This window comes from Janthinobacterium fluminis, from assembly GCF_028595325.1.
GTDB lineage: Bacteria > Pseudomonadota > Gammaproteobacteria > Burkholderiales > Burkholderiaceae_D > Janthinobacterium > Janthinobacterium fluminis.
The window spans coordinates 152844-166800 of the sequence record NZ_JAQQXR010000001.1 but is presented as its reverse complement, the minus strand read 5'-3'; the positions used below and the strand labels follow the sequence as shown (position 1 = coordinate 166800).

General features: G+C 69.7%; 6 protein-coding genes. All 6 read right to left on the bottom strand.

All coding sequences use genetic code 11. The features are described 5' to 3' along the window. Window positions 1-94: 94 nt before the first annotated feature. On the bottom strand, window positions 95-2176 hold the full coding sequence (locus tag OIK44_RS00815; protein WP_273668751.1) for a sensor histidine kinase: 2082 nt from the start codon (window positions 2174-2176) through the stop codon (window positions 95-97). Next, entirely contained in the window at window positions 2173-4791 is a 2619-nt protein-coding gene (locus OIK44_RS00810) for a chemotaxis protein CheB (protein ID WP_273668750.1), read from the bottom strand. Before OIK44_RS00810 ends, OIK44_RS00815 begins: the two co-directional genes overlap by 4 nt. Before the next feature lie 128 nt (window positions 4792-4919). After that, window positions 4920-6332: an efflux transporter outer membrane subunit gene (locus tag OIK44_RS00805; RefSeq protein ID WP_273668749.1), complete on the bottom strand. Its 1413-nt coding sequence runs from the start codon at window positions 6330-6332 to the stop codon at window positions 4920-4922. A 4-nt stretch (window positions 6333-6336) separates the two neighbouring features. Continuing rightward, a complete protein-coding gene (locus tag OIK44_RS00800) occupies window positions 6337-9543 on the bottom strand; it encodes an efflux RND transporter permease subunit (RefSeq protein ID WP_273668748.1) in 3207 nt (1068 codons plus the stop codon). Next, window positions 9540-12641, bottom strand: a complete 3102-nt coding sequence (locus OIK44_RS00795) for an efflux RND transporter permease subunit (protein WP_273668747.1) — start codon at window positions 12639-12641, stop codon at window positions 9540-9542. Before OIK44_RS00795 ends, OIK44_RS00800 begins: the two co-directional genes overlap by 4 nt. Next, on the bottom strand, window positions 12638-13891 hold the full coding sequence (locus tag OIK44_RS00790) for an efflux RND transporter periplasmic adaptor subunit (protein WP_273668746.1): 1254 nt from the start codon (window positions 13889-13891) through the stop codon (window positions 12638-12640). Before OIK44_RS00790 ends, OIK44_RS00795 begins: the two co-directional genes overlap by 4 nt. Window positions 13892-13957: the final 66 nt, after the last annotated feature.

Here is a 13957-nt window from a genome sequence, read left to right as displayed (position 1 = left end):
CCCTGATTGTAAAAAAGCAGACGCAGTATAGCCGGCTTGCCCGGCAGTGAACACGCTTTTCTGGCGCGCCCCGGCGGCGCCGCCGCGCGCCGCCTCAGTCGCGCCCGGACAGCGGGATGCGCATCGTCAGCTGGCAGCCCTGCCCGTCGCTGAATTTGCCGATGCTGAAGCGCCCGCCCAGCGCGCTGACGCGCTCGTCGATGCCGATCAGGCCGAAGCACTGGGCTTTCCTGCGCTGCGCCGGCGCGATGCCGACGCCGTCGTCGCGGATCGCCAGCGTCAGCGCGCCGGTGTCGACGCTCAGCTCGATCTCGGCGTGGCGCGCCTGGGCGTGCCGCAGCACATTGCTGAGGGCTTCCTGGACGATGCGGAACACCACGATCTCGATGTCGCCGCCCAGCGCGCCGAAGAGCGCCTCGTCGCGCACCAGCAGCCGGCAGGGAATCCCGCTGCGCTTGGTGAAGTCGCCGATCTGCCATTCCATCGCCGCCTGCAGGCCCAGGTCCAGCACCAGCGGGCGCAGCGCGTTCATGATGCCGCGCACGCTCTTGATGGTCTTGTCGACGTTGCCCAGCACGGCGCCGACGCGCCCGTGCAGGCGCGGGTGGGCGTGCTCGGTGCGCGCGCTGAGCATCGAAATGTCGATGCGCAGCGCCAGCAGGTTCTGCCCCAGCTCGTCGTGGATGTCGCGCGAGATGCGCTTGCGCTCGTCCTCCTTGGCCGTCTCCAGGTGCAGCGCCAGCTGGCGCAACTGGGCGTGCGACTGGCGCAGCGCGCCCTCCATCGCCTTGCGCTCGGTGATGTCGGTGTGCGAGACGACGACGCGCAGCGGCCCGTCCGACAGGAAGCGGCTGACCTTGGCCTGGAACCAGCGCGCCGCGCCGCCCGCGTGGAACGCGTATTCGAGCGCGAAGCCGCCCTGGGTGCCGGCGATGACGCCGCGGATGCCGGCGGCCAGCTCGGCGCCGGCGCCGCGGCCCCAGCGCGCGTCCGTTTCGCAATGCGGCAGGTAGTCGTTGCCGATGCCGCTGTGGCCGGCGAAGTCGAGGCAGGATTTGTTGGCGTGGATGATGGTGCCGCGCTGGTCGAGCACCAGCACGCGGTCCGACAGCGAGTCGATGGTGGCGTGGAAGAAGTGCTCGGCGTCGCGCAGCGCCACCTCGGCGCGCTGGCGCTCGCCTATTTCCTGGTGCAACTGCTGGTTGGCCCGCAGCAGCTCGGCGGTGCGGGCGACGACGCGCTGGTCCAGCTCCAGGTGCAGCTCGCGCAGCGCCGTCTCGGCCAGCTTGCGCTCGGTGATGTCGGAAAACACCCCGACGTAGTTGCCCACGCCGCCGTCGGGCGCCGGCATCTGCGTCAGCGACAGCGACTCGACGAAGCGGCTGCCGTCCTTCTTGCGGCTGAGGATTTCGCCCTGCCAGCTGCCGTGGCGGCTCAGGCTGTCGCGCATGTCGGCGAAAAACTCCGGCGGCTGGGTGCCGCTGGCCAGGAAGTCCGGGCGGCGGCCGATGGCCTCCTCGGCCAGGTAGCCGGTGATGGCCGTGAACGCCGGGTTCACCGAGATGATGTGGTTGCTGGCGTCGGCGATCAGCACGCCCTCCTTGATGGCGTCGAGGACGACGAAGGCGCGCCGCAGCGCCACCTCGCGCGCCACCGGGTCGCCCAGGTCGGTGACGACCATGCGGCAGACGTCGGAGGCCGGGTCGACGTTCGCCTCGATGCGCACCAGCTCGGCCTCGGTGACGCCCTGCAGCAGCGTGATTTCCAGCACCTGCCGGGCGCCGCTGGCGAAGACGGCGTCGAGGAAGCGGCGGAAGCGGCGCTGCGCCTCGGGGGCGACGAATTGCTCGAAGTTGCGCCCCAGCAGCTGCGACTTGGCGCGCCTGAGCAGGGCGGCGGCGGCCTCGTTGACGCGGGCGATGCGGCCGCCGCGCTGCAGCGAAAAATAACTGACGGGCGCCTGCTCGTACAGCTCCGAGTAGTGGTTCAAGCCCGTTTCGAACTCGTCCTTGAGCAGTTGCAGCTCGGCCAGCGCGGCGCTCTGCATCTCCAGCTCCAGCTGGCTGACATGCAGCGCGTGCAACTGCCGGCGCATTGCCTCGTTCGACTGGCCGGGCGCGCCGCCCTGCTCGGCGGGCGCGGGCGCGCCCGACGGCCGGTCGAACGGCTCGCTCATGCCGCCCTCTCCGCCGCGTTGGCGGCGCCCAGGTCCTGCATCAGCCGCAACTGCGCCTCCAGCAGTTTCGACTCCGTGATGTTGATGAAGGTGACGACGACGCCGTCGATGACGTTCTCGATGGTCCGGTAAGGCATGATGCGCACGTTGTACCAGCGCCCGTTCTTGGTCGGCACCTGGCGCTCGGAGAACACCAGGCTGCGTATCACTTCCTGGGCCTCGGCTTCCAGGTCAGGATAGTCGAGGTCGTTGACGATGTCGCTCAGCGGGCGCCGCAGGTCGGTGGCGATCAGCTTGTAGATCTGCGTGGCCGGCGCCGTGAAGCGGCGGATGCGCAGGCCGCTGTCGAGGAAGATGGTGGCGATGTCGGTGCTGTTGAGCAGATTTTTCATGTCGCTGTTGACCAGCGACAGGTCGTCGACCTTCGATTGCAGTTCCGCATTGACGGTGTATAACTCCTCATTGAGCGACTGCATCTCCTCCTTCGAGGTGGTCAACTCCTCATTGGTCGACTGCAATTCCTCATTGGTCGACTGCAACTCCTCGTTGGCCGACTTCAACTCCTCGCGCGAGGTTTGCATCTCGTCGCGCACGGCGCGGATCTCGTTGCGCGCCTGCACCAGTTGCTGCTCCAGCTCCAGCACCTTCGGGTTCGGCGAGCGGCCGCGCCGGGTTTCCGGCAGCAGCGGCGCGCTGGAGAAGGTCAGGAACACCATGCCCTGCAGCGACTCGGGCTGGGTCAGCGCCTCGGCGCTCAGGTCGACGCCCTGGGCCTGGCCCAAATTATCCTTGACCACCAGCCCCTTCAGTCGCACCACGCCGTCCGTGTCCACGGCCTGCTTGATCAGGCCGGCCAACTCGTAGCGCAAGCCCTCGCGGGCCATGGCGTGGATGTTCCAGTTGGCCTTGCCGGCGGCCGGTTCGAGGAAGGCGCCGGTGCGGCCGTTGATGTAGAGGATGTCGCCATCCTGGTTCAGCAGGGCCGCGGCCGGCGAATATTTCTGGAGCAGCAACTGCTCGACGTGGGACTGGATCTTGCCTGGCATGCTGACTTCTCTCGATTCATGGGCTACGGGTGGGGGGGTGGCCGACAGCTTGGTCGGGAAATACGTCGGCAAGCGCTGGCGCGCCAGATTGTCCAGACGCCGGTACAGCCGGGTCGACGTCGTCAGCGGCGAAAACAGGTCGGAAAAATGGCCGGGCGTGTCGGCGCTGCCCAGCAGCAGGATGCCGTCGCGGTTCAGCGCGTAATGAAATAGCGGAATCAGGCGCTGCTGCAGCTTGGCGTTCAGGTAGATCAGCAGGTTGCGGCAGCACAGGATGTCGAGCTTGGTGAACGGCGGGTCCGAAATGATGTTTTGCTGGGCGAAGATGATCATGTTGCGGATCTCTTTTTTGACGTGGTAGCCGTTCTTCTCGGCCACGAAGAAGTGCTGCAGGCGCTCGGCCGAGACGTCGCCGCCTATGTTCAAGGAAAAGCGGCCCTGGCAGGCCAGGTCGATGGCGTCGCCGGACAGGTCGGTGGCGAAGATTTGCAGCGTGTACTTGCCCGGCAGCTTGCTCTGCGCCACCACCTCGTGGAACACCATCGCCAGCGAATACGCCTCCTCGCCCGTCGAGCAGGCGGGAATCCATGCCTTGAAGGCGCGCCCCTCGGGATTGGCCGCCAGCAATTGAGGCAGCGCCACCAGTTTCAGGTATTCCCACACCTTCGGGTCGCGGAAAAAGCTGGTGACGCCGATCAGCAACTCCTTGAACAGCAGGTCGATCTCGGCCGGGTTGTCGCGCAGATAGGGAACGTAGTGCTCCATCGACGTGATTTGGTACAAGCTCATGCGCCGCTCTATGCGCCGCAGCACGGTATTGATCTTGTAGTCGGTGAAGCTGCTGCCGGTGTGCTCGTTGAGCAGGTGCACAATTTCCTGCAGCGAATTCTTGCTGCTCGGTTCCTCGCCGGGCAGGTTCAGGAAACGGCTGCGGAACAGGTAGGAGACGATTTTCTCCGGCATCTTCTCCGGCATCTCGATCAGGTCGACGACCTCGGCGCTGATGGCGCTCAGCGGCATGTTCTCGAAACGGGCCGAGTCGGGGAACTGCGCCAGCGTCAGGCCGTTGCGTTCCTTGATCGCCTGCAGGCCGCGGGTGCCGTCCGAACCCATGCCGGAAAACACCACGCCGACGGCCAGCTCGCCGCGCTCCGCCGCCAGCGAGGCGAAAAACAGATTGATCGGCAGCCGGTGGCCGCGCTGTTCGGCCGGCTCGGCCAGCAACAGGCGGCCGTCGGCGATGCTCAGGTCGGCGTTCGGCGGAATCACATACACGCGGTTCGGCCGCACCTCCATCTGGTGGGTGACTTCCGCCACGGGCAGGCTGGTGGCGCGCTGCAGCAGCTCGGGCAGCATGGCCTTGTGGCTGGGGTCGAGGTGCTGGATGACGACATAGGCGATGCCGCTTTCCGGCTGCACATGCGAAAAAAAGGCGACGATCGGGTCCAGGCCGCCGGCGGAGGCGCCCATCGCGACGATGGGAAACAAGGGGCGCGGCGGCGCCTTGGCCGCCTTCAATGCGGTCGGTTCGGCCGGTTTCGAGCGGCTTCGGGTGCGCTTGGTGGTCATTGCTGAAAGAATTGTTTGGGCAAGCATCGTGGACTCAACAAGGTGCATTTTTACATTCTAGCACCCGCTTGATTATACGAATAACTTGTTTTAATGGCAAGCATGGGAAGGGCGCCGGCGCCCGCCCCCTACTCCGGTGCGCGCCAGCCGCCCCCCAGCGCCTGGATCAGCGCCACCGCCGTGCTCTGGCGCTCGGCCTGGACCTGCACCAGCGCGCGCCGCGCCGCCAGCGCCGTCGCCTGCGCCGTCACCACCTCCGTGTAGCCGGCCTGGCCGGCGCGGTAGCGGTTCAGCATCTGCGCCTCGACCTGGTCGGCCGCCGCCGACGCCTGGCGCCGCAAGTCCTGCTGCTGCGCCAGCGCGCGCGTGGCCGCCAGCTGGTCCTCGACGCTGGCGAAAGCCTCCAGCACGGTCTGGCGGTAGCGCGCCACGGCCGCCGCGTGGCCGGCGCGGGCGGCGTCGACGTCGGCCGTCGCGGCGCCGGCGTCGAACAGCTTCTGCGCGGCCGACACGCCCAGCGACCACAGGCTGCTGGAGGCGTTGAACAAGTCGGCGACGCGGCTGGCGCCGCCGCCGTAGGAGGCGCTCAGATTCAGGCTGGGGAAATAGGCGGCGCGGGCGATGCCGATCTGCGCGTTGGCGGCGGCGACGCGGCGCTCGGCCGCGGCGATGTCGGGGCGGCGCTGCAGCAAGGTCGACGGCAGGCCGGCCGGCACCTCCGGCACCGCCACCCGCCACGGCGCCGGCGCCAGCGCGAAGTCGGCCGGGGCCTTGCCCAGCAGGACGGCAATGGCGTGTTCGAGCTGGGCGCGCTGGCGCACCAGCGCCAGTTCGTCGATGCGGGCGTTGGCCAGCTGGGTCTGCGCCTGCAGCACATCGGACTTGGCGGCGATGCCGGCGTCGAAGCGGTTTTGCGTGATGTCCAGCACGCGCCGGTAGCCGTCGATGGTGGCCGCCAGCAGCGCCAGCTGGGCGTCGCTCTGGCGCAGCGAAAAGTAGTTGACGGCCAGTTCGCCCTGGGCCGACAGGCGCGCCGCCGCCAGATCGGCGCCGCTGGCCTGGGCGCCGGCGCCGGCGCTGTCGACGCCGGCGCGCAGGCGGCCCCAGATATCCGGCTCCCAACTGGCGCCCAGCGCGGCGCGGTAACTGCCGGCGGCCGCGGCGTTGCCGCCGCCACCTGCGCGGCTGCCGCTGGCCGTCAGGTTCACGCTGGGGAACAAGCCGGCGCGCTGCTCGCGCACCAGCGCGCGCGCCTGCTCGTAGCCGGCGGCGGCCGCCGCCACGTTCTGGTTCGACACCTCGACGCCGGCCGCCAGTTCGTTCAGCAGCGGGTCGCCGAACAGCGTCCACCACGGCCCGCGCTCCAGCGTGTCGGCCGGCGCCGCCGGCAGCCAGCCGGCCGCCTCCTTGAATGGCGCCGTGTCGGCCACGGCCGGGCGTTCGTAGGCGGGGCCGACGGCGCAGCCGCCGGCCAGGCAGGCGCAGGCGGCCAGCGCCAGCAGGCGCAGGCGGGATGGCTGGGATGGATAAGTTGGGTGCATGGATTTACGCTTCCGGTTTCAAGTGATGCGGCATAGGTTCGGGCTGGACGCGGCTCAGCTGCCGCTCGGCCGCGCCGCGCCGCCGCAGTTTGTCCAGCAGCAGGTAGACCACCGGCGTCGTCAGCAGCGTCAGCAACTGGCTGGCGATCAGGCCGCCGATGATGGCCACGCCCAGCGGACGGCGCAACTCGGAGCCTTCGCCGAAGCCTATCGCCAGCGGCAAGGCGCCCAGCGCGGCCGCCAGCGTCGTCATCAGGATCGGCCGGAAGCGCAGCAGGCAGGCTTCGCGCACGGCCTCCAGCGGGCTCAGGCCGCGCGCGCGCTCCGCCTCCAGCGCGAAGTCGATGATCAGGATGGCGTTCTTCTTGACGATGCCGATCAGCAGGAACACGCCGATCAGGGCGATGATGGAAAACTCCATCTTGAACAGCAGCAGGGCCAGCACGGCGCCCACGCCGGCCGACGGCAGCGTCGACAGCACGGTCAGCGGATGCACCAGGCTTTCGTAGAGGATGCCGAGGACGATATAGATGACGACGATGGCGGCCAGGATCAACAGCGGCTGCTGCCGGTTGCTTTCGTCGGCGCTGCGCGCCGTGCCCTGGAAGCTGCCGCGCACATTGGTCGGCATGCCGATGTCGGCCTCGGCCTGGTGCACGGCCGCCTGGGCCTCGCCCAGGCTGGCGCCGTCGGCCAGGTTGAACGACACCGTGGTGGCCAGTTCGCCGTCCTGGTGGTTGACCGAGCTCGGCGTGGAACTGTCGGCGAACCTGCCGAGGGCCGACAGCGGCACCATCGTCGCCGCCGCCGTGCTCAGCGCGGCGCCGCTGGACGGATCGCGCACGGCCGTGGCGTTGCCCACGACCGCTGCGGCCGCCGCCTTCGCCGGCACGTGGACGTCGCGCAGCGCCTCCGGGCTTTGGGCGAAGCGCGGCGCCACCTCCATGATGACGTGGTACTGGTTCAACTCGTCGTAGATGGTGACGACCTGGCGCTGGCCGAAGCTGTTGTACAGGGCGTTGTCGATGTCGCGCACGGCCACGCCCAGCCGCGCCGCGCTGTCCTTGTCGATCGTGACGAAGGTTTCCACGCCATTCTCGGCCTGGTCGGTGTCGACGTCGGTCAGCGCGCCCTGCCCCTTCATCGCGTCGGCCAGCTTGCCGGCCCACAGCTTCAGGTCGGCGCGGTTGTCGCTCTTCAAGGTGTACTGGTAGGTCGAGCTGCTCTGCCGCCCGCCCATGCGCAAGTCCTGCACCGGGTTCAGGAACAGCGACACGCCGGTGACCTTCGCCAGCTGCGGGCGCAGCCGCGCGATGACGGCCTGGCCGGCCTCGCTGCGCTCGGACGCCGGCTTCAGGTTGATGAACAGGAAGCCGCCGCCGGCCCGTCCGCCGCCGGTGAAGCCGACCACGGTGGCCACGGCCGGGTCGCGCCGGATGATGTCGACCAGCTGGCGCAGCTTCTGCTGCATCGCCTTGAACGAGATGCTCTGGTCGGCGCGCAGGCCGCCGTTGATCTGGCCCGTGTCCTGCTGCGGAAAAAAGCCCTTCGGCGCGGCGCTGAACAGGTAGACGTTCAGGCCGACGACGAAGACCAGCACCAGCATCACCAGCGCCTTGCTGGCCAGCGCCCAGTCGAGGCAGTGCTCGTACATCGTCAGCAGCCAGTCGAAGCCGCGCTCGAAGGCGCGCGCCACCCGCCCCGGCGGGCGGGCCGCGTGGCCCGGCTTGAGCAGCCAGGCGCACATCATCGGCGTCGTCGTCAGCGAAATCAGCAGGGAAATCAGCACGGCCGCCGACAGCGTGACGGCGAACTCGCGGAACAGCCGCCCCACCTGCCCGCCCATGAACAGCAGCGGGATGAAGACGGCCACCAGCGACAGGCTGATCGACAGCACCGTGAAGCCGACCTCGCGCGCGCCCAGCAGCGCCGCCTTGAAGCGGTCCATGCCGGCCTCGATGTGGCGGGCGGTGTTTTCCAGCACGACGATGGCGTCGTCGACGACGAAGCCGGTGGCCACCGTCAGCGCCATCAGGCTCAGGTTGTTCAGGCTGAAGCCGAGCAGATACATGACGCCGAAGGTGCCCAGCAGCGAGACGACGGTGGCCACGGCCGGCACGATGGTGGCGCGCACGCTGCGCAGGAAGGCCGACACCACCAGCACCACCAGCAGGATGGAAATGAGCAGCGTCACCTCGATTTCGTGCAGCGAGGAGCGGATCGAATTGGTGCTGTCGGAGGCGACCCGCAGGCGCACGTCCTGCGGCAGCTGGGCCTGCAGCTGCGGCAGCAGCGCGCGCACGCCGTCGACCGTCTCGATGACGTTGGCGCCGGGCTGGCGGGTGATCAGCACGACCACCGCCGGCTCGCCGTTGAACAGGCCCAGCGTGTTGCTGTTCTCGACGCCGTCGACCACCTCGGCGACGTCGTCGAGGCGGATGGCGGCGCCGTCGCGCCAGGCCACCACCAGGCTGCGGTAGTCGGCCGCGCTGCGCCCGCCGGTCGCCGTGCCGCCGGCGGAATAGATTTGCAGGCGCCGCCCGTCGCCCTCGATCGCCCCTTTCGGGCGGTTCGCGTTGCTGGCCTGGAGCGCCGCGCGCACGTCCTCCATCGACACGCCGTAGCGGTTCAGCGCGAACGGCAGCAGCTCAACGCGCACGGCCGGCAGCGAGCCGCCGCCCAGCTCGACGTCGCCGACGCCCTTGACCTGGGCCAGCTTCTGCTGCACCAGGTTGGCCACCGACTCGTACACCTGTCCCGGCGTGCGGCTGGCCGAGGTCAGCGCCAGGATGATCACCGGCGCGTCGGAGGGATTGGCCTTGCGGTAGGTCGGATTGCTGCGCAAGGTGGCCGGCAGGTCGGCGCGGCTGGCGTTGATGGCGGCCTGCACCTCGCGCGCCGCCGCGTCGATCTTGCGGTTCAGGTCGAACTGCAGGCTGATGCGGGTCGAGCCGCTGCCCGACGACGAGGTCATCTCGTTGACGCCGGCGATGACGCCGAGGCGCCGCTCCAGCGGCGTGGCGACGCTGCTCGACATCGTCTCCGGGCTGGCGCCGGGCAGACTGGCGCTGACCGAGATGGTCGGATAGTCGACCTGCGGCAGCGGCGACACCGGCAGCGCGAAGAAGGCGCCGGCGCCGGCCAGCGCCATGCCTATCGTCAGCAGCACGGTGCCGATGGGGCGGCGCACGAAGGGGGCCGACAGGTTCACGCCGCGCCCCCGCCCTGGGCGGACAGCGCCGCGCGGCCGCGCACGCGCCGCGCCAGGCGCTCGAAGCCGAGGTAGATCACCGGCGTCGTGAACAGCGTCAGCAGCTGGCTGACGATCAGGCCGCCGAAGATGGCCAGGCCGAGCGGCCGGCGCAGTTCGGCGCCCTCGCCCCAGCCCAGCATCAGCGGCACGGCCGCGAACAGGGCCGCCAGCGTCGTCATCAGGATGGGCCGGAAGCGCAGCAGCGCGGCCTGGTGGATCGCCTCGCGCGGGCTCTTGCCCTGCTCGCGCTCGGCCTCGATGGCGAAGTCGATCATCATGATGGCGTTCTTCTTGACGATGCCGATCAGCAGGATGATGCCGATGATGCCGATCACGCCCAGGTCCTGGCCGCTGAGCATCAGCGCCAGCAGCGCGCCGACGCCGGCCGACGGCAGCGTCGACAAGATCGTCAGCGGGTGGATATAGCTTTCGTACAGCACGCCGAGGACGATGTAGACGCACACCACGGCCGCCAGGATCAGCCAGAGCTGGTTCGACAGCGAGTGTTCGTAGGCGCCGGCGGCGCCGAGGAAGCTCATGCTGACGGTGGCCGGCATGCCGATGTCGCGCGCGCCCTGGCGTATCGCGTCGACGGCCTTGCCCAGCGCGACGCCGGGCGCCGTGTCGAAGCCCAGCGTGGTGGCCGGATATTGCGCGACGTGGGTGATTTGCAGCGGCGCCTGGCGTTCCGTGACGGTGGCGATGGCCGCCAGCGGCGTCGCCTTGCCCGAGCCGGTGCGCAGTTGCAGCTGGCCCAGCGACTCCGGCGTCGTCAGCGTGCCGGGCTGCGCCTCCAGGATCACCCGGTACTGGTTGGTTTCGGTGAAGATGGTCGAGACGATGCGCTGGCCGAAGGCGCTGTAGAGCGCGTCGTCGATGGCGGCGGCCGTCACCGACAGCCGCGCGGCGCTGTCGCGGTCGATGTCGATGTGGGCCGCCGCGCCGGTGGCGCCGGCGTCCGAGACGACATTGCGCAGCTGCGCCTGGCCGCGCAGCTGCTGCGCCAGCCGGTTCGCCCACAGCGTCACGGTGGCCGTGTCGGCCGCCTCCAGCGACACGCGGTACTGGGTCGGCCCCGTCTCGGCGTCGATGGTCAGGTCCTGGGTCGGCTGCAGGTACAGCGTCACGCCCGCCACCTCGGCGACGCGGCGGCGCAGCCGCTCCATCGTCTCGGGCTGGCCGCCGCTGCGTTCGCGCTTCAGGTTGATCAGCATGCGCCCCGTGTGCAGCATGGTGTTGTTGGCGGCGTCGACGCCGACCAGGGAGCTGAGCGTGGCGACGTCCGGGTCGGCCAGGATGGCCCGCGCGGCGGCTTGCTGCAGCTCGGCCATGCGCGCGAACGACACCGCCCGCGACGCTTCGACGCGGGCCTGCAACTGGCCCGTGTCCTGAGTCGGGAACAAGCCCTTCGGGATCAGCAGGTACAGCAGCACCGTCAGGCCCAGCGTGGCCAGCGCCACCAGCAGGGTCAGGCCCTGGCGCGCCAGCACCCAGCCCAGCGCGCGGTCGTAGGCGCCGATCACGCGGTCGAAAAACGCCTGCGTGCGGCGCGCCAGCGCGCCCGGCCTTTCCTCGTCATGGCTTTTCAGCCAGCGCGCCGACATCATCGGCACCAGCGTCAGCGACACCAGCGCCGAGATCAGGATCGTGATCGCCAGCGTGACGGCGAATTCGCGGAACAGGCGGCCGACGACGTCGCCCATGAACAGCAGCGGAATCAGCACGGCGATCAGCGACACCGTCAGCGAAATGATGGTGAAGCCGATCTGCGCGGCGCCCTTGATGGCGGCGGCCATCGGCTTTTCGCCCTCCTCGATGTAGCGGGCGATGTTCTCGATCATGACGATGGCGTCGTCGACGACGAAGCCGGTGGCGATGGTCAGCGCCATCAGGCTCAGGTTGTTCAGGCTGTAGCCGAGCAGGTACATGACGCCGCAGGTGCCGATCAGCGAAATCGGCACCGACAGGCTGGCGATGACCGTGGCGCGCAGGCTGTGCAGGAAAGCGAAAATGACCAGCACCACCAGCACCACGGCCAGCAGCAACTCCATCTCGACATGCTCGACCGAGGCGCGGATGCCGGCGGTGCGGTCGCTCAGCACGTCCACGCGCAGCGCGCCCGGCAAGCCGGCCTGCAGCTCGGGCAGGCGCGCCTTGATGGCGTCGACGGTGGCGATGACGTTGGCGCCCGGCTGGCGCTGCACGTTCAGGATGATGGCCGGTTTCAGGCCGGACCAGGCGCCCAGCTTGATGTTTTCGGCGCTGTCGACGACCTTCGCCACCTCGCCCAGGCGCACCGGGGCGCCGTTCTTGTAGGCGACGATCAGCTTCTGGTAGTCGGCGGCGGCCAGCAACTGGTCGTTGGCGTTGATCGTGAACGAGCGCGTCGGGCCGTCGAAACTGCCCTTGGCGCTGTTGGCGTTGGCCGCCGCGATCGCCGTGCGCAGCGTGTCCAGGCCCAGGCCGCGGGCGGCCAGCGCCTGCGTGTCGCCCTGGATGCGCACGGCCGGACGCTGGCCGCCGCTCAGCGACACCAGGCCGACGCCGTTGACCTGGCTGATCTTCAGCGCCAGGCGCGTGTTGACGATGTTCTGCACCTCCGTCAGCGGCAGCGTGTCGGACGTGATCGCCAGCGTCAGCACGGGCGCGTCGGCCGGGTTCACCTTGGCATACACGGGCGGCGCCGGCAAATCCGTCGGCAGCAGCGAAGCGCCGGCGTTGATCGCCGCCTGCACCTCCTGCTCGGCGACGTCGAGCGTCTGGCCCAGGCTGAACTGCAGCGTGACGATGGACACGCCCGAGGCGCTGGTCGAACTCATCCGCTGCAAGCCGGCCATCTGGCCGAACTGGCGCTCCAGCGGCGCGGTGACGGTCTGGCCCATCACCTCGGGGCTGGCGCCCGGATACAGCGTCTGCACCTGGATGGTGGGGAAATCGACCTGCGGCAGCGCCGACAGCGGCAGGAACTTGAAGCCGACGATGCCGGCCAGGACGATCGCCAGCATCAGCAGCGCCGTCGCCACCGGGCGCCGGATGAAGGGGCTCGACGGGCTCATCGCGGCGCGCCGGCCGCGCCGCGGCGCTTGCCGCCGCCGGCAGGTTTGTCGCCCGGCAGCACCACCTTGGCGCCATCCTTCAGGCGGTCCGCGCCCTCGGTGATGACCTGCTCGCCGGCCTGCACGCCGCTCTTGATCTCGACCTTGTCGACGCTGGCCTGGCCGCGCGCGACGGGCCGCAGCGCCACGGTCTTGTCGGCGTTGAGCACGTAGACGAAGTCGCCGGCGCTGCCGTGGCGCAGCGCCGTCACCGGCACCATCACGGCGTCCTTGATGGTGCGCAGTTCCAGCCTGACGTTGACGAACTGGCTGGGGAACAGCGCCCCCTTGGCGTTGGCGAAGCTGGCCTTGGCGCGCACCGTGCCGGTCTGCACGTCGACCTGGTTGTCGAGCGCGGCGAAACGGCCGCTGTCGAGCGTGGCGCTGCGGTTGCGGTCCAGCGCGATGGCCGGCAGCGCCGCGCCCTCGCCGGCGCGGCGCTGCACGTCCGGCGCCTGGTCCTGCGGCACGGCGAACACGACGTCGATGGGCGCCAGTTGCGTGACGACGGCAACGCCGGCGGCGTCGCCGGCGTTGACCAGGTTGCCGACATCGACGACGCGCAGGCCGACCCGGCCGCCGATCGGCGCGACGATCTTGCAATAGCCGAGGTTCAGGCGCGCCGTGCCCTCGGCGGCGCGGTCCGTCATCAGCGTGCCTTCCAGTTGCTTGACCAGCGCGGCCTGGGTGTCGACTTCCTGGCGGGCGATCGAATCCTGCGCCAGCAAGGTGCGGTAGCGCGCCAGCGTCAGGCGGGCGTTCTCCAACTGCGCCTCGTCGCGCTGGCGCTGGCCGGACGCCTGCAGCAGCGCCATCTCGAACTGGCGCGGGTCGATCACGGCCAGCACCTGGCCGGCCTTGACCATCTGCCCTTCCTTGAACAGGATCTGCTGCAGCACGCCGGACACCTGCGGGCGCACGGTCACCGTGGCCGCCGCGGTGACCGTGCCGAGCGCGTCGATGACGACGGGGATGTCGGCCTTGACGGCCGTGGCCACGCCGACCGTCGTGGCCGGGCCGCCGCGGCCGCCGCCGGGCCGCCCGCCGGGACCGGGCGCGCCGCCCGCCCCCGCCGCAGCCGCGTCCGGATGCGTCAGGTGCCAGGCCAGGCCGCCCAGCACGGCCATCAGCGCGACCGCGACCGCGCCGCCGATGAGGGTGGAACGGCGGCTGCGCCGGGCTTGGGTCTGTGCTGCGGGCTGCGAATCCATCGCTTATCCTTGTGTATGCCGCCGCGTGCGGCGTGGTGATACCGGCTGGTTGGGCCGGGAGGTCGG